This is a genomic window from Pseudomonas sp. SIMBA_068 (assembly GCF_046534705.1).
GTDB classification, from domain to species: domain Bacteria; phylum Pseudomonadota; class Gammaproteobacteria; order Pseudomonadales; family Pseudomonadaceae; genus Aquipseudomonas; species Aquipseudomonas putida.
The window spans coordinates 16241-37944 of sequence record NZ_JAWRYI010000017.1; the positions used below are offsets into that span (position 1 = coordinate 16241).

Genomic DNA, 21704 nt, shown 5'->3' on the forward strand with positions numbered 1-21704 from the left:
GCTATTTGAGACCCCGAAATGCATAGTGTGCGGCGGTCTTTTTAACCTGGATACCTAGATGCGCAGTCCTTATTGGTTGTTCCTCGTCCTGCTCCTGCTGCTGGGTGGCCTGCAGTACCGCCTGTGGGTGGGTAATGGCAGCCTGGCGCAAGTGGCCGAGCTGAAGCAGCAGATTGCCGAGCAGCATGCCGAGAACGAGCGCCTGCTCGAGCGTAATCGTGTGCTCGATGCCGAAGTGCTGGAGCTGAAAAAAGGCATGGAGACCGTTGAAGAGCGGGCTCGCCACGAATTGGGAATGGTCAAAGAGGGCGAAACCCTCTTCCAGTTGCCACAGAAATGATCGATACCTTGCCGGCCTTCTGGGCCGTGATTCCTGCTGCGGGCGTTGGTGCCCGCATGGCTGCCGACCGCCCCAAGCAATACCTGGAGCTGGCCGGGCAGACCCTTCTCGAGCACAGCCTCGACTGTTTTCTTGGCCATCCGGGGCTTAACGGCGTGGTGGTCAGCATTGCTGAAGATGACCCGTTCTGGCCCACCCTGCGTTGCGCCAGCGACTCGCGCATCCAGCGCGCAGCGGGCGGGCGTGAGCGCGCCGACTCGGTGCTTAATGCGTTGCTGTTGCTGCATGCCCAAGGGGCCTCGGACAGCGACTGGGTGCTGGTGCACGATGCCGCGCGGCCGAACCTTGCGCGCAGCGACCTGGACAAGTTGTTGTCGGAGCTGGCAAACGACCCGGTGGGTGGCCTGCTGGCCGTGCCGGCGCGCGACACCCTCAAGCGTGCCGACAGCGATGGCCGGGTCAGCGCTACCGTGGACCGCAGTACTATCTGGCAGGCGTATACGCCGCAGATGTTCCGCCTGGGGGCGTTGCATCGGGCGCTGGCCGAGTGCCTGGTATCGGATGTGGTGGTGACCGATGAGGCCTCTGCCATCGAATGGTCCGGCCAGGCGCCGCGGCTGGTGGAAGGGCGCAGTGACAACATCAAGGTGACCCGACCCGAAGACCTGGAATGGTTGCGCCAGCGCTGGGCCGGTAGGCGCTGAACGTCGCTCTTCTGTACCGGCCTCTTCGCGGGTGAACCCGCTCCCACAGGATCTCCACCGGATCAGCAACTTGTGGAATACCTGTGGGAGCGGGTTCACCCGCGAATGGACCGGTACCGCAAATGTATCCCTTCAGCCAAGCTTATATTCCGGCAACCCCGCCAACCCTTCCTTCAGGTAATCCACCAGCCGCCGCACCTTCGGCGACAGGTGCCGCTGCTGCGGATACAGCGCCCACACTGCCGTATTTGGCGGCTGGTGCGCCTCCAGCAAGGACACCAGCGCACCACTGTTCAGGTGCTCCAGCACGTAGTAATCCGGCAACTGGCACAACCCTATCCCCTGCAGCGCCGCGTCCAGCACTGCCTGGCCACTGTTGCAGCGCCAGTTGCCCTGTATCCGCTGGCTGAGCTCGCGGCCGTCCTGTTGCAATGCCCACAAGTCCGAACTGCCCACCAGGCAATTGTGCCGCGCCAGTTCCGACAGGCTGTGCGGCCGGCCATAACGTTCCAGGTAGGCCGGCGAGGCGCACAGGTACATGCGCCGCGGCGCCAGGCGCGTGGCCACCAGCCGGGAATCGGCCAGGCGGCCCAGGCGGATGGCCAGGTCCATGCCCTCATGCAGCAAGTCGAGGGTGTGGTTGCTCAGTTCCACATCCACCCGCAACTGTGGGTATAGCGCCATGAACCGTGTTACCAGCGGCACGATGAAGCGCTCGCCGTAGGCGACCGCGCAGGTCATGCGCAGCAACCCTTTGGGTTCGCTGGCCAGGTCACCCATCGCGCGCAGGGCTTCCTCGCGGCCATCCTGCAGGCGCTGGCAATGCTGCAGAAAAGTCTGCCCGGCCTCGCTCAGGGTGACCCGACGGGTGCTGCGGTAAAGCAGGCGCGTCTGCAGGCGCTCCTCCAGCCGCGCGATCTGGCGACTGATGTGCGATGACGAAACCCCCAGGCGTTCGGCTGCTGCCGTGAACTGGCCCGATTCGGCCACGGCGACGAATTCGTCGATGCCTTCCCAGCGGCTGCTCATGGATTGTCCCTGTGTGGCAATAATGTTTTGTCTTTGGCCGGATTATTCATCAAAAGGCGGTGAATTACACTGTTAGTCTGAATCGACCCTCTGTCTGGAGACCTTTGATGATCAAGTCCCGTGCTGCCGTAGCCTTCGAAGCCAAGAAACCCCTGGAAATCGTCGAAGTCGACGTGGCCATGCCCAAGGCCGGTGAAGTGCTGCTGCGTGTGGTCGCCAGTGGTGTCTGTCACACCGATGCCTACACCCTGTCCGGTGCCGACCCGGAAGGCATCTTCCCGTCGATCCTCGGCCATGAAGGCGGCGCGATCGTCGAAGCGGTAGGCGAGGGCGTGACCTCGGTGGCCGTGGGCGACCATGTGATCCCGCTGTACACCCCGGAATGCGGCAAGTGCAAGTTCTGCCTCTCGGGCAAGACCAACCTGTGCCAGGCCATCCGCGCTACCCAGGGCAAGGGCCTGATGCCGGACGGCACCACGCGGTTCTCGTACAAGGGCCAGCAGCTGTTCCACTACATGGGTACCTCGACCTTCTCCGAGTACACCGTACTGCCGGAAATCTCCGTGGCCAAGATCCAGAAAGAAGCACCCCTGGAAAAGGTCTGCCTGCTGGGCTGTGGCGTCACCACCGGTATCGGCGCGGTGCTCAACACCGCCAAGGTCAAACCCGGTGATACCGTGGCCATCTTCGGCCTGGGCGGCATCGGCCTGTCGGCAGTGATCGGTGCGGTCAAGGCCAAGGCCTCGCGCATCATTGCCGTCGACATCAACCCGGCCAAGTTCGAGATCGCCCGCCAACTGGGTGCCACCGACTGCATCAACCCGAAAGAATACGACCGCCCGATCCAGGAAGTGATCGTCGACCTCACCGACGGCGGCGTGGACTTCTCCTTCGAGTGCATTGGTAACGTGCAACTGATGCGCGCTGCCCTGGAATGCTGCCACAAGGGCTGGGGCGAGTCGGTCATCATCGGCGTAGCCGGTGCCGGGCAGGAAATCGCCACCCGTCCGTTCCAGCTGGTCACCGGGCGCGTCTGGCGTGGTTCGGCGTTTGGCGGCGTGCGTGGCCGCAGCGAGCTGCCAAGCTACGTGGAAATGTCTGAAAAAGGCGAGATTCCGCTGGATACCTTCATCACCCATACCATGGGCCTGGAGGACATCAACAAAGCCTTTGACCTGATGCATGAAGGCAAGAGCATCCGCAGCGTGATCCACTTCTGAGAGGTGTGCCATGAGCCTGGATAACATCTCCTGCCAGAAGAGCTTCGGCGGCTGGCACAAGCGTTACCGGCATCACTCCAAGGTGCTGGGCTGCGACATGGTGTTTGCCGTGTACCTGCCACCGCAGGCCGAGCAGGGCGAGAAGCTGCCGGTGCTGTACTGGCTTAGCGGCCTCACCTGCACCGACGAGAACTTCATGCAGAAGGCCGGCGCCCAGCGCATGGCTGCGGAGCTTGGGCTGATCATCGTGGCCCCCGACACCAGCCCGCGTGGCGAGCAGGTGCCGGGCGACCCGGACGGCGCCTGGGACTTCGGCCTGGGGGCCGGCTTCTACCTCAACGCCACCCAGCAACCCTGGGCCCAGCACTACCGCATGCACGACTATGTGGTGGAGGAGTTGCCGGCGCTGATCGAGGCGCACTTCCCGGCGTCGGGCGAGCGCAGCATCAGCGGCCACTCCATGGGTGGGCACGGCGCGCTGGTGTGCGCCTTGCGCAACCCGGGGCGCTACCGCTCGGTGTCGGCGTTCTCGCCGATCAGCAACCCGATGGATTGCCCGTGGGGCGAGAAGGCCTTCAGCCGCTACCTGGGTGAAGACCGGGCGCGCTGGCGCGAGTGGGATGCCAGCGTGCTGCTGGCCGAAACCCCTGCTGGCCAATGCCCGCCGTTGCTGGTCGATCAGGGCGACCGTGACGACTTCCTCGAAAAGCAGCTCAAGCCTGAAGCGCTGGAGCAGGCGGCACGCAAAGGGGGGCATGAAATGACCCTGCGTTTGCAGCCGGGCTACGACCATAGCTACTACTTCATTGCCAGCTTCATCGAGGATCACCTGCGCCATCATGCGGTGGCATTGGGGCGGGTGTAAGGCGTAGCTGGGGTGTTTGCCTCATCGCCGGCAAGCCAGCTCCCACAGGTACTGTGCATGGCTCGAGGGCCATGTGGTCCAGGTGGGAGCTGGCTTGCCGGCGATGGGCTGCGAAGCAGCCCCAATGCTTCAAAAGCAGGTAGAATCACGCCCTGACTCATTCAGGGCGTTTTTCTATGCGTATTGGCCATGGCTACGATGTGCACCGTTTCTGCGACGGTGATTTCATTACCCTGGGCGGGGTGCGTATCCCCTACAAGTACGGCCTGCTGGCCCATTCCGACGGCGACGTGCTGCTGCATGCCCTGAGCGATGCCTTGCTGGGCGCCGCGGCGCTGGGCGACATCGGCAAGCACTTCCCCGACACCGACCCACAATTCAAGGGTGCCGACAGCCGCGTGCTGCTGCGCCATGTAGTCGGCATCGTCAAGGCCAAGGGCTGGAAGGTCGGCAATGTCGACGCCACCATCGTCGCCCAAGCGCCGAAGATGGCCCCGCACATCGAGACCATGCGCCAGCTGATCGCCGAAGACCTGCAGGTCGAACTCGACCAGGTCAACGTCAAGGCCACCACCACTGAAAAGCTGGGCTTCACCGGCCGTGAGGAGGGGATTGCCGTGCATTCGGTCGCCCTGCTGCTGCCTGCATGACCGAACCGGAACTGCTGGGCCCGCGCGCATCGGGCGAACCCTTGGGCACTGCCGTCCTCAAGGCGGTGGCTGAAGACTTCCAGGTCGATGAAGTGCTGGACATTCCGCTGTCCGGCCAAGGCGAGCACCTGTGGCTGTGGGTCGAAAAGCGTGACCTGAACACCGAAGAGGCTGCCCGCCGCCTGGCGCGCGCCGCAGGCGTGCCGGTGCGTTCGATCAGCTACGCCGGGCTCAAGGACCGTCAGGCCCTGACCCGCCAGTGGTTCAGCCTGCACCTGCCGGGCAAGGCCGACCCGGACCTGTCGCGCGCTGAAGATGCCAGCCTGCGCGTGCTCAAGCAGGTGCGCCACCAGCGCAAGCTGCAGCGTGGCGCGCATTCGGCCAACGGCTTCACCCTGCGCCTGACGGCCCTGGCTGCCGACCACCAGGCTGTGGATGCACGCCTGGCAAAGCTCAAGCAGCACGGCGTGCCCAACTATTTCGGTACCCAGCGCTTCGGTCATGGCGGGGGCAACGTCCATGACGCCCTCGACTGGGCCGCGCGCAAAGCATTACCCGAGCAGCGCAACCTGCGTTCGCGGCTGCTTTCGGCCGGGCGCAGCTACCTGTTCAACCAGGTGCTGGCGGCACGTGTCGCCGAAGGTAGCTGGGCGCGGGCCCAGGTCGGCGACCTGCTGGCGTTCACCGACAGCCGTAGCTTCTTCCCGGCTGGCGAGGCGGAATGCGCCGATCCACGCCTGGCGATTCTCGACCTGCACCCGACCGGCCCGATGTGGGGCGAGGGCGACTCGCCTGCAGGCGCCACCACCGCGCAGCTGGAAAATGCCGTCGGCGCACGGCAGCCGGCACTTTGCCAGTGGTTGGCCCAGGCGGGCATGGATCACGAACGGCGTATTTTGCGGCTCCCTATTGGCGGCCTGACATGGCATTATCCCGAGCCTGATATCCTGCAACTGGAATTCGTCCTGCCGGCCGGATGCTTCGCCACCGTAGTGGTGCGCGAAGTCTTGGATCTGGTGTCGGCAGGGCAGACGGACAGCCCATGCGTATTCTGATTTCGAACGACGACGGTGTTACCGCACCCGGCCTCGCCGCGCTGCACGCTGCGCTGGCGGATTACGCCGAGTGCGCGGTGATCGCCCCGGATCAAGACAAGAGCGGCGCCAGCAGTTCACTGACGCTGGACCGGCCACTGCACCCGCAGACCCTGGCCAACGGCTTCATCAGCCTCAACGGCACACCGACCGACTGTGTGCACCTGGGGCTCAATGGGCTGTTGCCGCAGGTGCCGGACATGGTCGTGTCGGGGATCAACCTCGGCGCCAACCTGGGTGATGACGTGTTGTACTCCGGTACGGTCGCCGCTGCGTTGGAGGGCCGTTTCCTGGGCACCACATCGCTGGCGTTTTCGCTGTTGTCGCGTCAGCCGGACAACCTGCCGACGGCGGCCTACATCGCCCGTCGCCTGGTCGAGGCACAGTCGCGTCTGGTGCTGCCGCCACGCACCGTCCTCAACGTCAATATCCCCAACCTGCCGCTGGAGCACATCCGTGGCATCCAGCTCACCCGCCTCGGTCACCGGGCGCGGGCGGCGGCACCGACCAAGGTGGTCAACCCGCGCGGTAAGGAAGGCTACTGGATCGCCGTGGCCGGTGATGCCGAAGATGGCGGCCCTGGCACCGACTTCCATGCGGTGATGCAAGGCTTCGTCTCGATCACGCCGCTGCAGCTCGACCGTACCTTCAATGATGCCTTCGAGCAGCTCGACGGTTGGCTGGAGGGCGTGCTCTGATGCGCGAGGACGATATGCTGCGGCGTGGCATCGGCATGACCTCCCAGCGTACCCGGGAGCGTCTGATCCAGCGCCTGTGCGAAGAGGGTGTGTCGAACACCAAGGTGCTCGACGTGATCCGGCGTACCCCGCGTCATCTGTTCGTCGACGAGGCACTCGCGCATCGTGCATACGAAGACACCGCGTTGCCGATCGGCCACAACCAGACCATCTCCCAGCCCTTCATGGTTGCCCACATGAGCGAGCTTCTGCTCGAAGCCGGTCCGTTGGACAAGGTGCTGGAGATTGGCACTGGCTCGGGTTACCAGACGGCGATCCTTGCCCAACTGGTGGAGCGGGTATTCTCGGTTGAGCGTATCAAGGTGCTGCAGGACCGGGCCAAAGAGCGCCTGGTGGAGCTGAACCTGCGCAATGTGGTATTCCGCTGGGGCGATGGTTGCGAAGGCTGGCCGGCGCTGGCGCCGTACAACGGCATCATCGTCACGGCAGTGGCGCCGGAAGTGCCGCAGGCACTGCTTGACCAACTGGCACCTGGTGGCCGCATGGTTATCCCGGTGGGGCCGGCCGGCGAAACCCAGCAACTGATGCTGATCGTGCGCGAGGAGCATGGCTTCTCCCGCCGAGTGCTGGGGGCAGTGCGCTTCGTACCGCTGCTCAATGGCCCGCTGGCCTGAGCACTGCGTCGAGCCGGGCGCTGGCGGTGTAAGCTGCGCGGTATTTTTGCGCCGGCGGCGAATTCTTGCAGCTTCGCCCTGTCTATCTGGCGGAGCGAAGCGCTAGTACGCAGCGCGCACCATGGCTTTGCAACAGCCTTTTGCATCAGCCTGCCATTACCGGCCGGCTTGGTTATAATTGCAACAATATTGCATTTCTTGTCTTCATATCGTATTTCGGCACCATGAGGGGAGCGCGGGTGGGTCACACAGTCATTCGGCAGCGCAAGGATGGGTCGGGTTTCAAGCTTCTGGTGATTGCACTGGCCATGGGCACGCTACTGGTGGGTTGTTCGAGCACCAGTAACACCAGCGCGCGGGTGGTCGACCGCAACAACAGCGTGCCCAAGCGCCCGGCGGTTACGTCCGGGCAGTACGTCGTCAAGCCGGGTGACACGCTGTTCTCCATCGCCTTCCGCTACGGCTGGGACTACAAGGAGCTGGCTGCGCGCAACGGCATCCCGGCGCCTTATACCATCCGGCCGGGCCAGGCGATTCGTTTCAGCAGTGGTTCGAGCAGCAGTACCACGGTCGTGACCAACCCGTCCTCGTCGAGCCGCACCACGGTCACGCGGCGGCCTGTGGGCAGCACTGCCACGGTGCCTGCCAGCACCGGCAAACCGGCCACGCCGGCACCTTCCGCCAGCTCGCCGGTGGTTGCCACCGTGCCCGCTGCGGAGCGCGCAGTAGGCGGCTGGACCTGGCCTGCCAACGGCGTGCTGATTGGAAAATTTGCTTCAAACGGTAGTTTGAATAAAGGCATTGATATCGCCGGTGATTTGGGACAGCCTGTTTTTGCTGCGTCTGATGGTGCGGTGGTTTACGCCGGGAGTGGTTTGAGGGGCTACGGCGAGCTGATCATCATCAAACACAGCGATACCTACGTCAGTGCCTACGGTCATAACCGCAGGCTGTTGGTTCGGGAGGGGCAGCAGGTCAAGGCAGGGCAGTCGATTGCTGAAATGGGGTCCACGGGCACAGATCGGGTGAAGCTGCATTTTGAGATTCGCCGCCAGGGCAAACCCGTCGATCCACTCCAGTTCCTGCCACGCCGTTGATTGTTGTACCCGGCCTGTTCCTGTGATGTAGAGGGGACAGGCTCCAGCGCTGCCAGGGATCAAGGTGCCGCTCGAGTCTGAGTTCGAACTCAGCAAAGGACTATAACAATGGCTCTCAGTAAAGAAGTGCCGGAGTTTGACATCGACGATGACGTCCTCCTCATGGAGACGGGCATCGTTTTGGAAACGGATGTGGTGTCAGACGAACCTGCTGTATCTTCGGTTCGGACGAGGGCCAAGTCGGGCTCTTCGCTCAAGCAACACAAGTACATCGATTACACCCGGGCGCTAGATGCCACCCAGTTGTATCTCAACGAGATCGGCTTCTCGCCGCTGCTTTCGCCGGAAGAAGAAGTGCACTTTGCGCGCCTGTCGCAGAAGGGCGACCCCGCTGGCCGCAAGCGCATGATCGAAAGCAACCTGCGCCTGGTTGTAAAAATTGCCCGTCGTTACGTGAACCGCGGCCTGTCGCTGCTCGACCTGATCGAGGAGGGCAACCTGGGGTTGATCCGTGCGGTCGAGAAATTCGACCCGGAGCGTGGTTTCCGTTTCTCGACCTATGCGACCTGGTGGATTCGCCAGACCATCGAACGGGCGATCATGAACCAGACCCGCACCATCCGCCTGCCGATCCACGTGGTCAAGGAACTCAACGTCTACTTGCGCGCCGCACGCGAGCTGACCCAGAAACTCGACCACGAACCCTCCCCGGAAGAAATCGCCACGCTGCTGGAGAAACCGGTCGCCGAGGTCAAGCGCATGCTGGGCCTGAACGAGCGGGTGTCCTCCGTGGACGTGTCGCTTGGCCCGGACTCGGACAAGACCCTGCTCGACACCTTGACCGACGACCGCCCCACCGACCCGTGCGAACTGCTGCAGGATGACGACCTGTCACAGAGCATCGACCAGTGGCTGGGCGAGCTGACTGACAAGCAGCGGGAAGTGGTGGTGCGCCGCTTTGGCCTGCGTGGGCATGAAAGCAGCACCCTGGAGGATGTTGGCCTGGAGATTGGCTTGACCCGGGAACGGGTACGGCAGATCCAGGTAGAGGGGCTCAAGCGTCTGCGCGAGATCCTTGAAAAGAACGGCCTGTCCAGCGAGTCGTTGTTCCAGTAGCGAAGGCCTGTGACACAAAACGCCCCGATGACCTCGGGGCGTTTTTGTGTGTGTCATTTGAGAACGGGGGCGCTGCGCGCCCCATTCGCAGCACAAGGCTGCTCCTACAAGAGACCGTGATTGCCTGCATGATCGCGTATATCTGTAGGAGCAGCCTTGTGCTGCGAATGGGCTGCAAGGCAGCCCCAAAATCCGCCAGGTAAAACAGATATCTAATGTGTACTGCGCTACCCCAGTAACATTGCGTGTAAGCCTTTTCTTACTTGTTTTGTAAGCTATCTATGCAAGTCGCAGTAAATCATTGTCGTTTTCAGCCCCTGTATTTTTACAACCCATTGAAAAGCATGGCTTATTCGGTTGTGAGGAAATGTGTCCCCTGTAATACCTTGTGAGGTCTCGCGCTTGCCCGCCCGGCTGAACCCGCTAGTATTCGAACTGTGCACAGGGACATGCACAGGCATTCAGGACGAAGGCCAAGGACATCGCAAGAAGCGATTTCATCAGGAAGATGTTCGGGACAAGCAGGGACTACGGAAAAAATGTGGGCGGGTCAAACCGCCCCTTTTTTTTGCCCGCAGAAAAACAAAAAAGGCCCCGAGGGGCCTTTTTCGTGTCCGGTCGCTATCAGCGCTCCAGGTCTGCAATCTTGCCAGTCTTGCCGTCCCACTCTTCAGCGTCAGGCAGGGCATCCTTGCGCTCGGTGATGTTTGGCCAGACTTCCGCCAGTTCGGCGTTCAGCTCGATGAAGTTCTCCATCCCGGCAGGGATTTCGTCTTCCGAGAAGATGGCTTGCGCCGGGCATTCCGGTTCGCAGAGCGCGCAATCGATGCACTCGTCCGGGTGAATGACCAGGAAGTTCGGGCCTTCGTAGAAGCAGTCCACCGGACAGACTTCCACGCAGTCGGTGTATTTGCATTTGATGCAGTTGTCGGTGACGACGAAGGTCATTTCTAGTTCTCTCCTCAGGCGACGGCGGCGGCCCTTCCTCTCAGGGCCGCGCGGTTTACAGGTATGTGGCTGCAGGCCAGGCTAATAACCTGCAGCACCAGCAAACCGCGGCGGATTCTACCAGCTTGTAGTGGGCGCCGTTATAACAGGTTCTTTAGTTGATATAGCATTTCGATAGCTTGGCGCGGGGTCATGTCGTCCAGTTGCAGCTTGCCCAGCTTCTCGATGGCCGGGTGTGGCAGGCTGGCGAACAGATCGCTCTGGTGCGGCACCTGTGGCACATCCCTGGCCTTCTCGCTCGGGACTTGCTCATGCGGCAGGCTGGTGGTTTCCAGGCGCGCCAGGTGTTCGCGAGCACGCTGGATCACCACACCCGGCACGCCGGCCAGTTGTGCCACGGCCAGGCCGTAGCTCTGGCTGGCAGGGCCAGGCAGCACATGGTGCAGGAACACGATGCGCTCGTTGTGCTCGGTGGCATTCAGGTGCACGTTGGCCACCAGCGGCTCACTTTCTGGCAGCACGGTGAGCTCGAAATAGTGAGTGGCGAACAGTGTATAGGCGCGCAGCTGGGCCAAACGCTCGGCGGCAGCCCACGCCAGCGACAGGCCGTCGAAGGTGCTGGTGCCGCGGCCCACTTCGTCCATCAGCACCAGGCTGCGGTCGGTCGCGTTGTGCAGGATGTTGGCGGTTTCGCTCATCTCGACCATGAAGGTCGAGCGCCCGCCGGCCAGGTCGTCACTGGAGCCGATGCGGGTGAAGATGCGGTCGACCAGCGACAGTTCGCAGCTGGCCGCCGGCACGAAGCTGCCGATGTGCGCCAGCAGCACGATCAGGGCGGTCTGGCGCATGTAGGTGGATTTACCGCCCATGTTCGGGCCGGTGATGATCAGCATGCGCGTGCTGTTGTCCAGGCCCAGGTCGTTGGCCACGAACGGCGTGGTCAGTACCTGCTCCACGACCGGGTGGCGGCCTTGCTCGATACGCAGGCACGGCTCGTCGACGAAGCGGGGGCAGTTCAGGTCGAGGTTCAGCGCACGTTCGGCCAGGTTGCTGAGCACATCCAGTTCGGCCAGGGCGGCGGCGCTGTCTTGCAGCGGCGCCAGGTGGCTGATCAGGGTTTCCAGCAGGGCGTCGTAGAGCATCTTCTCACGGGCCAAGGCGCGGCTCTTGGCCGACAGCGCCTTGTCCTCGAACACTTTCAGCTCGGGGGTGATGAAGCGCTCGGCGCCCTTGAGGGTCTGACGGCGAATGTAGTCGCCCGGTGCCTGCTCGGCCTGCTTGGTGGGCAGCTCGATGAAGTAGCCGTGCACACGGTTGTAGCCGACCTTGAGGTTGGCAAGGCCGGTGCGGGCTTTTTCTCGGGCTTCCAGGTCGATCAGGAACTGGCCGGCGTTTTCGCTGATCGCCAGCAGCTCGTCCAGCTCGTTGTCATAGCCGGTCTTTAGCACGCCGCCGTCGCGGATCACCGCCGGTGGGTTGTCGATGATCGCCCGCTCCAGCAGGCTGGCCAGCTCCGGGTAGGTGCCGGTGATGGCTGCCAGGCGCGCCAGATGCGGCGCCTCCAGCTCGGTCATGGCGTTTTGCAGTTCAGGCAAGGCGCCCAATGCATCGCGCAGGCGCGCCAGGTCGCGTGGGCGGGCATTGCGCAGGCCGATTCGGGCGAGGATCCGCTCGATGTCGCCAATTTCTTTCAGCTGCGGCTGCAGCTTCTCGAAACGGTAGCTGTCGAGCAGGCAGCGAATCGAGTCCTGGCGTGCTTGCAGTACCTTGAGGTCGCGCAACGGGCGGTTCAGCCACCGGCTCAGCAGGCGGCTGGCCATGGCAGTCTGGCAGCGGTCGACCACCGATTGCAGGGTGTTGTCACGCCCGCCCGCCAGGTTGACGTCCAGCTCCAGGTTGCGACGGCTGGCGCCATCGAGGATGACCGTGTCGTCCAGGCGCTCGTGGCGCAGGCTGCGCAGGTGCGGCAGGGCGGTGCGCTGGGTTTCCTTGGCGTAGGTCAGCAGGCAGCCGGCGGCGCCGATGGCCAGCGTCAGCTTGTCGCAGCCAAAGCCCTTGAGGTCCTTGGTCGCGAACTGCTGGCACAGGGCCTTGCGTGCCGAATCGCGGTCAAAGTCCCACGGCGCACGGCGGCGGGCGCCCGGGCGTTTTTCGGCGGGCAGGTCGCGTGGCCAGTCGTCAGGGATCAGCAGCTCGACCGGGTTCAGGCGCTCAAGCTCGGCCAGCAGGTTCTCCCAGCCTTTGATTTCCTGCACGCTGAAATTGCCGCTGGTGATGTCCAGTACGGCCAGGCCGAACAGGCGTTCGTCACCGAGCAGCGCAGCAATCAGGTTGTCGCGACGCTCGTCCAGCAGCGCCTCGTCGCTGACCGTGCCTGGGGTGATGATGCGCACCACCTGACGCTCCACCGGGCCCTTGCTGGTGGCCGGGTCGCCAATCTGTTCGCAGATCACCACCGATTCGCCCAGCTTGACCAGCTTGGCCAGGTAACCTTCCAGCGAATGGAACGGAATCCCGCACATGGGGATGGACTGCCCGGCCGACTGACCGCGCGCGGTCAGGGTGATGTCCAGCAGTTTCGCGGCCTTCTTCGCATCTTCGTAGAAGATTTCGTAGAAGTCGCCCATGCGGTAGAACATCAGCTGGTCCGGGTGCTGGTTCTTCAGCTTCCAGTACTGCTGCATCATCGGGGTGTGTGCGGAAAGATCGGAGATTGCTTTATTCATCAAAGGCTTAGAAAGTAGGTCTCAACATTGTGGGGCAAATTGGGGCGTTCCGTGTTGCGTGCGCGGCGCCGAGACCCACCTGATTTTTCAAGCCGCATAGCGTACCACGGCAACCGCACGGGCAGTACCTGCACGTCCTGGCAGCGATCAGGGTTGAAGTGAGGGCATATTGACAGCACGGCGCCCCCATGGAGAATTGGCGGCTTTTTCACATCAGGGAAGACCTGCCGGAATCAACTGCGGTGGCGTGTGACCCAATAAACAGTTATTGCAATCGGGTTGATTAAAGCAGTGAGCGGAATTCGTTTTGATGTCGATGCAGTTTTTTGCATCTCTCTCGATACCCGGGGTGACCGGCGTAAACTATTCACAGAAACTATCGGTCAGCAGCTGGACAATGAGGTGGTTTTTCATGTCGTCCAGAAACACAGCGATCCCGCGCGTGGTTGCTACGAGTCGCATCAGCAACTGGCTCGCCATGCACTGGAAAACGGCCTGGATAGAATTTTGATTTTCGAGGACGATGCCAAGGCCTATGAATTTACGGCTACGCGGGTTCGCTGGGTAAACCGCTTCATGCAGAAGCGGCCTTTCGAGGCTCTGCACCTGGGCTACTCCATGGGGCGGACGTGGCTGACCTGGTTTCCGTTTATCGCCCGGGGGCGGGTGGTCGCGTTGCACGCCTATGTGTTGTCGCGCCAAGGCTGCCGGATCCTGGCCGACACGCCCTACGATGGCACGCCGGTGGATGTGGTTGTCAAACACAGGATCCGCCAGCATTGTGTATTCCCCATGATGTTCCGCCAGCATGCTGCCGCTGTTACCGGCAGTGATCTGGAGCAGGTGGTACGCAATGAAGATGAATGGTGGGAGCGCAACTGGGCCAAGCATCGTCGTTCACCGGCGAAGAACATCTGGCGCACCGTGCTTCGGTTGAACTTCTGATATGACCGAATGGCTCAGGCTTGTGCTGTGCCGGCTGTACAGGCACAAGCCTGTCGAAGTCGAGCGCGTGTTTGTCGGCGAAATCGTCATTTCACGGCAGGCCTGCTGCCGTTGTGGTCTCAGGCTTCGCGAGCTGGCCGAATATCAGTGAAACACACAAGCTGGTAGGGTAGGTGCAGCCTTCAGGAGCCCGACATGGACCCGATCACCACACTTGCCACCCGCCTGGGTGAACACCTGCGCCGTTTCAATGCACAGGTGGCTACCGCCGAATCCTGCACTGGCGGTGGCATTGCCGAAGCCATCACCCGTATACCTGGCAGCTCGGCCTGGTTCGAGGTTGGCTACGTGACTTATTCCAACGCCCAGAAAACCCGCCTGTTGGGCGTGCCCGAGGCCTTGTTCGGCCAGGTGGGCGCAGTCAGCCAGGAAGTGGTCGAAGCCATGGTACGCGGTGCCCAGGCCGCCAGCGGCGCGCGCTTCGCCGTGGCGGTGAGCGGCGTGGCCGGGCCGGACGGTGGTTCGCCAGCCAAACCGGTAGGTACCGTATGGCTCGCCTGGGGTGACGGCAACCGGGTGTTCAGCGAGCGCCGCCAGTTCGAGGGTGACCGCGAAGCGGTACGCCGACAGACGGTGAGCGCCGCGTTAGACGGCTTGTTACAGCTTGGTGCCGAGTAAATCGACGACAGGGGTTTGCGCGGGCGCCTGCCTGTGGAATAATACTGGCTACTTATACAGGTATTCCGGCCATCAGGGCCAAGTCGAACACGTGAGGATTTCAATGGACGACAACAAGAAGCGCGCCTTGGCTGCGGCCCTGGGTCAGATCGAACGCCAATTCGGCAAAGGCGCAGTCATGCGCATGGGTGACCAGGAGCGCCAAGGCATTCCGGCCATCTCCACCGGCTCCCTGGGCCTGGATATTGCCCTCGGCATCGGCGGCCTGCCAAAAGGCCGTATCGTCGAGATCTATGGCCCGGAATCGTCGGGTAAGACCACGCTGACCCTGTCGGTCATCGCCGAAGCCCAGAAAAGCGGTGCCACCTGCGCCTTCGTCGATGCCGAACACGCCCTCGACCCTGAGTACGCCGGCAAGCTGGGCGTCAATGTCGACGACCTGCTGGTCTCGCAGCCGGACACCGGCGAACAGGCCCTGGAAATCACCGACATGCTGGTGCGCTCCAACGCCGTTGACGTGATCATCGTCGACTCCGTGGCCGCGCTGGTACCCAAGGCCGAGATCGAAGGTGAAATGGGTGACATGCACGTGGGCCTGCAGGCTCGCCTGATGTCCCAGGCCCTGCGCAAGATCACCGGTAACATCAAGAACGCCAACTGCCTGGTCATCTTCATCAACCAGATCCGTATGAAGATCGGCGTGATGTTCGGCAGCCCGGAAACCACCACCGGTGGTAACGCCCTGAAGTTCTACGCCTCGGTGCGTCTGGACATCCGCCGTACCGGTGCGGTCAAGGAAGGCGACGAGGTGGTCGGTAGCGAAACCCGCGTCAAGATCGTCAAGAACAAGGTTTCGCCGCCGTTCCGTCAGGCCGAGTTCCAGATTCTGTACGGCAAAGGTATTTACCGTAACGGCGAGATCATTGACCTGGGTGTGTCCCAAGGCCTGATTGAGAAGTCGGGTGCCTGGTACGCCTACCAGGGCAACAAGATCGGTCAGGGCAAAGCCAACGCTGCCAAATACCTGGCCGAGAACCCGGCTATTGGTACCGAGATCGAGAAGCAGATTCGTGAGAAGCTGCTGAAAGCCGGTGCTGCCGCTGAAGCCAACAAAGCTGCCGCCGTTGATGCCAGCGCCGACGATGTGGCTGATGCCGAAGCCGGTTATTGATTGCGCGGTAGATAGCCAATATGTCCGCCGTACTCGACACCCCCGTCGCCATTCGGCGGACAGCCATGGACCTGCTCGCGCGACGTGAGCACGGTCGCGTCGAGCTGACGCGCAAGTTGCGTCAGCGCGGCGCTTCGGACGAGCTGATCGAGCCTGAGCTCGACCGGCTCGCCGAAGAAGGGCTGCTTTGTGAAGCCCGCTACCTCGAAAGCTTCATCAGGTACCGTTCCAGCGCTGGCTATGGCCCTTCGCGTATTCGTGAGGAGCTGGGCCAGCGTGGTCTGGCGCGTGCTGATATCGAGCAGGCATTGCGCGAGAGCGAGGTGGACTGGCGCGAGCGCATGCGTGATGTGTGGCAGCGCAAGTTTGCCGGGCAGCACCCGCAGGATCCGCGCAGCCGTGCCCGGCAAACCCGTTTTCTGGCTTACCGGGGTTTCCCCATGGACATGATCGGCCGCCTGCTCAGTGGGCGTGATCTCGACGATTACTGACCACCAGATCTGCAGTTGTAGGCGGTCTCGCATGGTTAAGGTCTGACTTAAAATCCGAAAGCTGACGCAATCCATGTGGGAGTGGGCGAGCCCGCGAACACCGGCAGCGCCGGTGCCATCCACCGCGCTGGATTCTTCGCGGGCACGCCCGCTCCCACAGGTACAGTGCAGGAAGCGAATCTCAAGCGGCATCAGCTCACCTTCAACGCCTCCCTGGCCCGCTGCGTGGTATGCATTGGCTGAGGCTTGGCCCAGTTCTCCGGCAAGTTGATGAAATCCACCAGCTCGCGCAGCCGGCCCTGGTCGCGGCCATTGAAGGCGAATGACAGCCGGGTCAGGTGGTTGAAGTTGCCCACTTCATGTTCGGCACTGCTATCCGCTTGCTGGTGGTACTTGCCACTCAGGCGCAAGTCGGCAAAGCCTTCCTGAATATCAAACAGCGCTGCTTCGCTGAGCGGGTGGTGCATGCGGATCACGAACTGGTTCTTCAGCCAGCGGCTGGAGTGATAGTTGCTGTAGAACTGGTTGATTTCCTCCACGGCCTCATCGGCACTGTGCACCAGGCGCACCAGCTTCAGGTCGCTGGGCAGGATGTAGCGGTTTTCTTCCAGCTGGCGGCTGATGAAGTCCAGGCAGTCGCGCCAGAAGCTGCCGCCGGGCGAGTCCAGCAGCACCACCGGCACCAAGGGGCTCTTGCCGGTCTGGATCAGCGTCAGCACTTCGAGCGCTTCATCCAGGGTGCCGAAGCCGCCCGGGCACAGCACCAGGCCATCAGCTTCCTTGACGAAGAACAGCTTGCGGATAAAGAAAAAATGGAAGGGCAGCAGCTTGTCGGTGCCGCCCACGGTGGGGTTGGCGTGTTGCTCGAAGGGCAGGGTGATGTTGAAACCCAGGCTGTGGTCGCTGCCAGCGCCTTCGTGGGCGGCAGCCATGATGCCGCCGCCGGCACCGGTGATGACCATCAGATCGGAGCGCGCCAGGGTAGCGCCCAACTCGCGGGCCAGGGCGTACATCGGGTGCTCCAGCGGGGTGCGTGCCGAGCCGAACACGGTCACCTTGCGCCGGCCCTTGTAGCGCTGCAGAGTGCGGAACGATTGGTCCAGTTCGCGCAGCGCCTGCAGGGTGATCTTGGCGCTCCAGCGGTCGCTGTCGTCATGGGCCATGCGCAGGATGGTCAGCATCATGTCGCGGTATAGCGGCAGGTTGGGGCTGTCGGGGGCTACCAGTTGAAGTTGTGCGTCGATGTTGCTCAGGTCGATATTGTTGTCACGGAAGTGGCTGAACAGCAGTTCATTCGCTTGGTAAGGCATGCAACGTCTCCTTCTGCACCAATACCTCTGACCTCAATCTAGACCCTCGCGCAGGATCGTGCCGGGCTGTTTGGCGCAGCCGCCCGTCGGTATGTGGCCACCGGCAGCAGGGGTTTGGTTAACTGGTAAAGCGAAACGTATCGATGCAGGAGGTGGCGGTATGCATCGCTTGATCATCGAGATTGACCGGCAGCTCTACCAGCAGCTGGAGAGTGCGGCTCAGGTGCATCACTTGAGCCTTGAGGACGAGTGCTGCCGCAGGTTGGCGGGGCTGGAGTGCCAGTCGCGCTACTTGCAGGCGTTATTGGCCGAGATGCGCGCCGATGCGGCCGAAGGGTGCTGGCGCGCCCGTGAGGATGAGAAGGTATAGCTTGAACAGCTGCTGTTACTTCTTCTTGTTGCCGGCCACGCAGCTGGCACTGTCGAATGCCTGGTCCATGATCGGCTGGTTGGTCTTGTACACCGTGAAGCGATAGACCATGACCGCGCCCTTGGACATCAGGTTGCGAAAGCCGCTGTTGCGGCACACGCTGTCGCCCAGCTGGCTGCGTACCTGGGCGGGATTGGCCTGCATGCGCTCGGCGTGGCTCTGGCGTACGCTCAGGTGGTTGACCAGTGCCTTGCCTTCCACGGTGTAGCCTTGGTCGAGGATGTCCTCGTTGATCGCGCGCGGGGTACCGACGCTGCTTTCTTTGGCAACCTTCTGCAATGTCCTGTTCAGGTCGTAATCCTGCTTGGAGGCTGCCTGGGCTGCCAGGGGCAGAGCGAGTAGCAGGCTCAGGGCGGGGACGATAAGGCGCAGCATGAATCTCTCCTGGTTCGATGACTGGCGCTTTGACATGCGCAGGTCGACGGCGTTCCGTGAAAGTCGCGCGAGCGCGAGGTTCGGGCACGGTAAGCGTCGATTATAAGGGGCACCTCGCCAGCTGCACAGTAAATGGCCCCTGTTCTGCTAAACTGGGCGCCTTGTTTTTTCCGAGTCATCCTTGTGCCCATTTCCTACCTGTCCAGAGGCCTGCCGGCATGAGCCACGCGGTAGCGCGGCTGCGCGCCGAACGCCTGGCCCGCAGCAACAAGCCTTTCATCGCCCGTGGCTCGCGTGCCGAGCGCTGCGCGGATTGCCGGGTCATCGCCACCCATTGCCTGTGTGCCTGGAAGCCTCGGGTGCAGGCCGAGTCGGGCGTATGCCTGCTGATGCATGACACCGAGCCGTTGAAGCCCACCAACACCGGCTGGCTGATTGCCGACCTGATCCAGGACACCTGGGCCTTCGGCTGGCTGCGCACCTCGGTCGACGAGCGCTTGTTGGCGTTGCTGGACGACCCGCACTGGCAGCCCTATATCGTCTTCCCCGGTGAGTTCGTGGCCGAGCAGCGGGTGGTCAGCGAGGTGGCGCGTGAGCCGGGCAAGCGCCCGCTGTTCATCCTGCTGGATGCCACCTGGACCGAAGCCCGCAAGATGTTCCGCAAAAGCCCGTACCTTGACCGCTTCCCGGTGTTGAGCCTGCAGGCCGAGCAGATGTCGCGCTACCGCCTGCGGCGCTCCAAGCGCGACGACCATTTCTGCACGGCAGAGGTCGCAGCCATGTGCCTGGACCTGGCCGGCGACAGCCAGGCTTCGCAGGCGCTGGATGCCTACCTGGATGTATTCAGCCTGCACTATCTGAGCGGCAAGCGGCGTCTGCCGCTGGATGATCAGGACGACACCCACCAGCGTTTGCATACCTTCCTATAGTCCAAGGGGCACAACCCCTGCTTTGGTTCATAATGACGGGGCTGGCAGCCAAGGTGGGCGAGACGGCAGGGCAATGGCTTGACCACCCTTGACCGTGCTCGGCATCCTTGGCGCCGATTCCCCGCCGGGCGCTTCTCAATCCCCCGAGCGCCTGGCATAGAACAGGATCCTTAGATCGATGGCCACTTACGAAATCCTGATTGCCGATGACCACCCGCTGTTCCGTGGCGCCCTGCGCCAGGCCGTTACCCTTGGCCTGGGCCCGGATGTGCGCCTGGTCGAAGTCGCAAGCATTGCCGAACTGGAAACCCGCCTGAGCGAAAAAGCCGACTGGGACCTGGTGCTGCTGGACTTGAACATGCCGGGTGCTTATGGTTTTTCCGGGCTGGTGCTGCTGCGCGGGCAATACCCGCAGATCCCGGTGGTGATGGTGTCGGCACAGGAGGAGGCCGCGGTGGTGGTCAAGTCCCGCGAGTTTGGCGCCAGTGGCTTCATTCCCAAGTCCAGCACCCTCGAAGTGATCCAGGATGCCGTGCGCAAGGTGCTCGATGGCGAAGTCTGGTGGCCGCCGCAGGCGTTCGAAAAGGTCGATGTCTCGGCCGAGGCCAAGGCCGCAAGCGAGGGACTGGCCAGCCTCACGCCGCAGCAGTTCCGCGTGCTGACCATGGTCTGCGAAGGCCTGCTGAACAAGCAGATTGCGTATGAGCTGAGTGTCTCCGAGGCCACGATCAAGGCCCACGTCACTGCAATATTCCGCAAGCTGGGCGTGCGTACCCGCACCCAGGCCGCGCTGCTGCTGCAACAACTTGAATCGGTTGCCAGCAACTGACTGCGCGTGGCTTCACGCTTTTTTGACCCGAGCCGGTCTAGTCTGCTGGCCTTTCTGTTGTTAAGTGACCCACATGACATCGCCATTCAAGGGCCAGACCGGCCTGAAACGCATCTTCAACGCCGCCGGCTACTCGCTGGATGGCCTGCGTGCCGCCTTCAAGGGTGAGGCCGCATTCCGCCAGCTGGTGCTGCTTAACGTGCTGCTGATCCCGATTGCCTTCTGGCTGCCGGTCAGCCGTGCCGAGCGGGCGATCATGATTGCGGTGTGCCTATTGGGGCTGATCGTCGAGCTGTTCAACTCGGCGGTGGAGGCGGCCATCGACCGCATCTCGCTGGAGCGCCACCCGCTGTCGAAAAACGCCAAGGACATGGGCAGCGCCGCGCAACTGGTGGCACTGACCATGGTGGCGCTGGTGTGGGGCGTGATCCTGCTCTAAGCGATCGGCGGCAGCACGATTTCATCACTGCGGGTATAGCCCGCAGTGAAGTTGCGGCACAGTTCCAGAAACTCGCGCATGGCCGAGGTCTGGTACTTCTGTTTGTGCCAGATGAAATAGAACTGGCGCATCAGGTCCAGTTCCGGCGTTTCCACCGGTACCAGGCTGCCCCGGCGGAAAGCGTCACGCAGCGCCAGCCGCGAAATGCAGCCAATGCCCAGGCCCGACTCCACCGCGCGCTTGATCGCTTCGGTGTGTTCCAGCTCCAGGCGGATGTTGAGGTTGGCGCGGTGATGGCGCATGGCCTGGTCGAAGGTGAGGCGGGTGCCTGAGCCTTGCTCGCGTAATATCCACGCCTCTTGCGACAGGCTTTCGATATCAGCCCGGCCCGGCTTGGCCAGTGGATGCTGCGGCGCGCAGAACACCACCAGTTCGTCCTCGACCCACGGCTGCACTTCCAGGTCGGGGTGGTTGCAGTCACCTTCGATTAGACCCAGATCAATTTCGTAGTGCGCGACCTGTTGCACGATATGCACTGTGTTCTGTACATGCAGCTTGACCTGGCTTTCCGGGTGGGTCTGCATGAAGCTGCCGATCAGCAGGGTGGCCAGGTAGTTGCCGATGGTCAATGTGGCGCCGACCGCCAGCGAACCGAAACCGGACTTGCCGTTAAGCAGGTCTTCAATTTCCTTGGCCTGGTCGAGCAGGGCCACTGCCTGTGGCAACAGTTGATGGCCCAAGGCGTTGAGCGCCAGGCGCTTGCCGGCACGGTCGAACAGCTGGCAGCTCGATTGCCGCTCCAGTTCGGTGATGGAAGTGCTGGCGGCCGACTGCGACAACGCCAGCAGGCTAGCGGCCCGGGAGACGCTTTGGTGCTGTGCGACGGCGACGAAGACTTGCAGTTGACGGAGTGTGAATCGCATATCGATATAACCGATAACACATA

At 62.5% G+C, this 21704-nt stretch carries 25 protein-coding genes; 19 read left to right on the forward strand and 6 right to left on the reverse strand.

The features are described 5' to 3' along the window. Nucleotides 1-58 precede the first annotated feature (58 nt). Nucleotides 59-340: a cell division protein FtsB gene (gene ftsB / locus SB756_RS27010; protein WP_023381955.1), complete on the forward strand. Its 282-nt coding sequence runs from the start codon at nucleotides 59-61 to the stop codon at nucleotides 338-340. After that, the gene (ispD, locus tag SB756_RS27015) at nucleotides 337-1044 is read left to right on the forward strand and encodes a 2-C-methyl-D-erythritol 4-phosphate cytidylyltransferase (protein WP_341797771.1); all 708 of its coding nucleotides are present in this window, start codon (nucleotides 337-339) and stop codon (nucleotides 1042-1044) included. The genes ftsB and ispD overlap by 4 nt, the downstream gene beginning before the upstream one ends. A gap of 132 nt (nucleotides 1045-1176) precedes the next feature. On the opposite strand, the gene SB756_RS27020 is transcribed toward ispD, so the two are convergent. Beyond that, nucleotides 1177-2073, reverse strand: a complete 897-nt coding sequence (locus tag SB756_RS27020; RefSeq protein WP_341797772.1) for a LysR substrate-binding domain-containing protein — start codon at nucleotides 2071-2073, stop codon at nucleotides 1177-1179. 107 nt (nucleotides 2074-2180) lie between these two features. Between SB756_RS27020 and SB756_RS27025 the strand changes: the two genes are divergently transcribed. The 8 genes from SB756_RS27025 (at nucleotide 2181) to rpoS (ending at nucleotide 9487) form a co-directional block, all read left to right on the forward strand. Next, entirely contained in the window at nucleotides 2181-3293 is a 1113-nt protein-coding gene (locus tag SB756_RS27025; protein WP_016501148.1) for an S-(hydroxymethyl)glutathione dehydrogenase/class III alcohol dehydrogenase, read from the forward strand. Nucleotides 3294-3303: 10 nt separating this feature from the next. Continuing rightward, a complete protein-coding gene (fghA, locus tag SB756_RS27030; RefSeq protein WP_016501147.1) occupies nucleotides 3304-4158 on the forward strand; it encodes an S-formylglutathione hydrolase in 855 nt (284 codons plus the stop codon). 176 nt (nucleotides 4159-4334) lie between these two features. Next, nucleotides 4335-4808 carry a 2-C-methyl-D-erythritol 2,4-cyclodiphosphate synthase gene (ispF, locus tag SB756_RS27035; RefSeq protein WP_341797774.1) on the forward strand — a complete coding sequence of 158 codons (474 nt, stop codon included), beginning with the start codon at nucleotides 4335-4337 and terminating at the stop codon, nucleotides 4806-4808. Beyond that, on the forward strand, nucleotides 4805-5863 hold the full coding sequence (gene truD, locus SB756_RS27040) for a tRNA pseudouridine(13) synthase TruD (protein WP_410912610.1): 1059 nt from the start codon (nucleotides 4805-4807) through the stop codon (nucleotides 5861-5863). Before ispF ends, truD begins: the two co-directional genes overlap by 4 nt. After that, nucleotides 5851-6600: a 5'/3'-nucleotidase SurE gene (gene surE, locus SB756_RS27045; protein ID WP_016501144.1), complete on the forward strand. Its 750-nt coding sequence runs from the start codon at nucleotides 5851-5853 to the stop codon at nucleotides 6598-6600. Before truD ends, surE begins: the two co-directional genes overlap by 13 nt. Before the next feature lie 35 nt (nucleotides 6601-6635). Beyond that, the gene (locus SB756_RS27050; protein WP_015269209.1) at nucleotides 6636-7274 is read left to right on the forward strand and encodes a protein-L-isoaspartate(D-aspartate) O-methyltransferase; all 639 of its coding nucleotides are present in this window, start codon (nucleotides 6636-6638) and stop codon (nucleotides 7272-7274) included. A gap of 239 nt (nucleotides 7275-7513) precedes the next feature. Then, on the forward strand, nucleotides 7514-8371 hold the full coding sequence (locus SB756_RS27055; RefSeq protein WP_341798857.1) for a peptidoglycan DD-metalloendopeptidase family protein: 858 nt from the start codon (nucleotides 7514-7516) through the stop codon (nucleotides 8369-8371). 108 nt (nucleotides 8372-8479) lie between these two features. Next, entirely contained in the window at nucleotides 8480-9487 is a 1008-nt protein-coding gene (gene rpoS / locus SB756_RS27060; protein ID WP_009686059.1) for an RNA polymerase sigma factor RpoS, read from the forward strand. Between the two features lie 624 nt (nucleotides 9488-10111). Here the strand turns inward: rpoS and fdxA are convergent. Further along, nucleotides 10112-10435, reverse strand: a complete 324-nt coding sequence (fdxA, locus tag SB756_RS27065; RefSeq protein WP_012270863.1) for a ferredoxin FdxA — start codon at nucleotides 10433-10435, stop codon at nucleotides 10112-10114. A gap of 140 nt (nucleotides 10436-10575) precedes the next feature. Then, nucleotides 10576-13149, reverse strand: coding sequence for a DNA mismatch repair protein MutS (gene mutS / locus SB756_RS27070; RefSeq protein WP_410912650.1), 2574 nt, complete (start codon nucleotides 13147-13149; stop codon nucleotides 10576-10578). 303 nt (nucleotides 13150-13452) lie between these two features. On the opposite strand from mutS, the gene SB756_RS27075 reads away from it, so the two are divergent. From SB756_RS27075 to recX, 5 genes are all read left to right on the forward strand, one after another. Then, a complete protein-coding gene (locus tag SB756_RS27075; protein ID WP_341797776.1) occupies nucleotides 13453-14106 on the forward strand; it encodes a hypothetical protein in 654 nt (217 codons plus the stop codon). A 1-nt stretch (nucleotide 14107) separates the two neighbouring features. Next, complete coding sequence (locus tag SB756_RS27080) at nucleotides 14108-14257, forward strand: hypothetical protein (protein WP_410912612.1); 150 nt, start codon at nucleotides 14108-14110, stop codon at nucleotides 14255-14257. A gap of 44 nt (nucleotides 14258-14301) precedes the next feature. Next, nucleotides 14302-14784, forward strand: coding sequence for a CinA family protein (locus SB756_RS27085; RefSeq protein ID WP_016501140.1), 483 nt, complete (start codon nucleotides 14302-14304; stop codon nucleotides 14782-14784). A 103-nt stretch (nucleotides 14785-14887) separates the two neighbouring features. Further along, on the forward strand, nucleotides 14888-15955 hold the full coding sequence (recA, locus tag SB756_RS27090) for a recombinase RecA (RefSeq protein WP_016501139.1): 1068 nt from the start codon (nucleotides 14888-14890) through the stop codon (nucleotides 15953-15955). 20 nt (nucleotides 15956-15975) lie between these two features. Further along, the gene (recX, locus tag SB756_RS27095; protein WP_410912614.1) at nucleotides 15976-16446 is read left to right on the forward strand and encodes a recombination regulator RecX; all 471 of its coding nucleotides are present in this window, start codon (nucleotides 15976-15978) and stop codon (nucleotides 16444-16446) included. Nucleotides 16447-16637: 191 nt separating this feature from the next. Here the strand turns inward: recX and SB756_RS27100 are convergent, their stop codons facing one another. Continuing rightward, on the reverse strand, nucleotides 16638-17756 hold the full coding sequence (locus SB756_RS27100) for an LOG family protein (RefSeq protein WP_174370640.1): 1119 nt from the start codon (nucleotides 17754-17756) through the stop codon (nucleotides 16638-16640). A 160-nt stretch (nucleotides 17757-17916) separates the two neighbouring features. Between SB756_RS27100 and SB756_RS27105 the strand changes: the two genes are divergently transcribed. Then, nucleotides 17917-18126 (forward strand): hypothetical protein, encoded by a 210-nt coding sequence (locus SB756_RS27105; protein WP_410912616.1) that lies wholly within the window; start codon nucleotides 17917-17919, stop codon nucleotides 18124-18126. A gap of 15 nt (nucleotides 18127-18141) precedes the next feature. Here SB756_RS27105 and SB756_RS27110 read toward each other — a convergent pair whose 3' ends face one another. After that, nucleotides 18142-18561 (reverse strand): quorum-sensing-regulated virulence factor family protein, encoded by a 420-nt coding sequence (locus tag SB756_RS27110; RefSeq protein ID WP_016501135.1) that lies wholly within the window; start codon nucleotides 18559-18561, stop codon nucleotides 18142-18144. 218 nt (nucleotides 18562-18779) lie between these two features. On the opposite strand from SB756_RS27110, the gene SB756_RS27115 reads away from it, so the two are divergent. The 3 genes from SB756_RS27115 to SB756_RS27125 all read left to right on the forward strand — a co-directional run bounded on the left by SB756_RS27115 (nucleotide 18780) and on the right by SB756_RS27125 (nucleotide 20758). Further along, on the forward strand, nucleotides 18780-19490 hold the full coding sequence (locus SB756_RS27115; protein WP_341797780.1) for a tRNA-uridine aminocarboxypropyltransferase: 711 nt from the start codon (nucleotides 18780-18782) through the stop codon (nucleotides 19488-19490). A 178-nt stretch (nucleotides 19491-19668) separates the two neighbouring features. Continuing rightward, nucleotides 19669-20319, forward strand: coding sequence for a response regulator transcription factor ErdR (gene erdR, locus SB756_RS27120; protein WP_003252375.1), 651 nt, complete (start codon nucleotides 19669-19671; stop codon nucleotides 20317-20319). A 73-nt stretch (nucleotides 20320-20392) separates the two neighbouring features. Next, on the forward strand, nucleotides 20393-20758 hold the full coding sequence (locus SB756_RS27125; protein ID WP_010952700.1) for a diacylglycerol kinase: 366 nt from the start codon (nucleotides 20393-20395) through the stop codon (nucleotides 20756-20758). On the opposite strand, the gene finR is transcribed toward SB756_RS27125, so the two are convergent. Further along, nucleotides 20755-21681: a LysR family transcriptional regulator FinR gene (gene finR, locus SB756_RS27130; RefSeq protein ID WP_016501131.1), complete on the reverse strand. Its 927-nt coding sequence runs from the start codon at nucleotides 21679-21681 to the stop codon at nucleotides 20755-20757. The two genes, SB756_RS27125 and finR, sit on opposite strands and share 4 nt — an antisense overlap. Nucleotides 21682-21704: the final 23 nt, after the last annotated feature.

Bases quoted from the DNA above. Each gene is read 5' to 3' on its own strand.
- ftsB (WP_023381955.1), top strand. From the start codon at position 59: ATGCGCAGTCCTTATTGGTTGTTCCTCGTCCTGCTCCTGCTGCTGGGT.
- SB756_RS27125 (WP_010952700.1), top strand. From the start codon at position 20,393: ATGACATCGCCATTCAAGGGCCAGACCGGCCTGAAACGCATCTTCAAC.
- ispD (WP_341797771.1), top strand. From the start codon at position 337: ATGATCGATACCTTGCCGGCCTTCTGGGCCGTGATTCCTGCTGCGGGC.
- SB756_RS27110 (WP_016501135.1), bottom strand. From the start codon at position 18,561: ATGCTGCGCCTTATCGTCCCCGCCCTGAGCCTGCTACTCGCTCTGCCC.
- truD (WP_410912610.1), top strand. From the start codon at position 4,805: ATGACCGAACCGGAACTGCTGGGCCCGCGCGCATCGGGCGAACCCTTG.
- finR (WP_016501131.1), bottom strand. From the start codon at position 21,681: ATGCGATTCACACTCCGTCAACTGCAAGTCTTCGTCGCCGTCGCACAG.
- SB756_RS27100 (WP_174370640.1), bottom strand. From the start codon at position 17,756: ATGCCTTACCAAGCGAATGAACTGCTGTTCAGCCACTTCCGTGACAAC.
- fghA (WP_016501147.1), top strand. From the start codon at position 3,304: ATGAGCCTGGATAACATCTCCTGCCAGAAGAGCTTCGGCGGCTGGCAC.
- recX (WP_410912614.1), top strand. From the start codon at position 15,976: ATGTCCGCCGTACTCGACACCCCCGTCGCCATTCGGCGGACAGCCATG.
- recA (WP_016501139.1), top strand. From the start codon at position 14,888: ATGGACGACAACAAGAAGCGCGCCTTGGCTGCGGCCCTGGGTCAGATC.
- SB756_RS27080 (WP_410912612.1), top strand. From the start codon at position 14,108: ATGACCGAATGGCTCAGGCTTGTGCTGTGCCGGCTGTACAGGCACAAG.
- SB756_RS27105 (WP_410912616.1), top strand. From the start codon at position 17,917: ATGCATCGCTTGATCATCGAGATTGACCGGCAGCTCTACCAGCAGCTG.
- ispF (WP_341797774.1), top strand. From the start codon at position 4,335: ATGCGTATTGGCCATGGCTACGATGTGCACCGTTTCTGCGACGGTGAT.
- surE (WP_016501144.1), top strand. From the start codon at position 5,851: ATGCGTATTCTGATTTCGAACGACGACGGTGTTACCGCACCCGGCCTC.
- fdxA (WP_012270863.1), bottom strand. From the start codon at position 10,435: ATGACCTTCGTCGTCACCGACAACTGCATCAAATGCAAATACACCGAC.
- SB756_RS27025 (WP_016501148.1), top strand. From the start codon at position 2,181: ATGATCAAGTCCCGTGCTGCCGTAGCCTTCGAAGCCAAGAAACCCCTG.
- erdR (WP_003252375.1), top strand. From the start codon at position 19,669: ATGGCCACTTACGAAATCCTGATTGCCGATGACCACCCGCTGTTCCGT.
- SB756_RS27085 (WP_016501140.1), top strand. From the start codon at position 14,302: ATGGACCCGATCACCACACTTGCCACCCGCCTGGGTGAACACCTGCGC.
- SB756_RS27115 (WP_341797780.1), top strand. From the start codon at position 18,780: ATGAGCCACGCGGTAGCGCGGCTGCGCGCCGAACGCCTGGCCCGCAGC.
- SB756_RS27050 (WP_015269209.1), top strand. From the start codon at position 6,636: ATGACCTCCCAGCGTACCCGGGAGCGTCTGATCCAGCGCCTGTGCGAA.
- rpoS (WP_009686059.1), top strand. From the start codon at position 8,480: ATGGCTCTCAGTAAAGAAGTGCCGGAGTTTGACATCGACGATGACGTC.
- SB756_RS27020 (WP_341797772.1), bottom strand. From the start codon at position 2,073: ATGAGCAGCCGCTGGGAAGGCATCGACGAATTCGTCGCCGTGGCCGAA.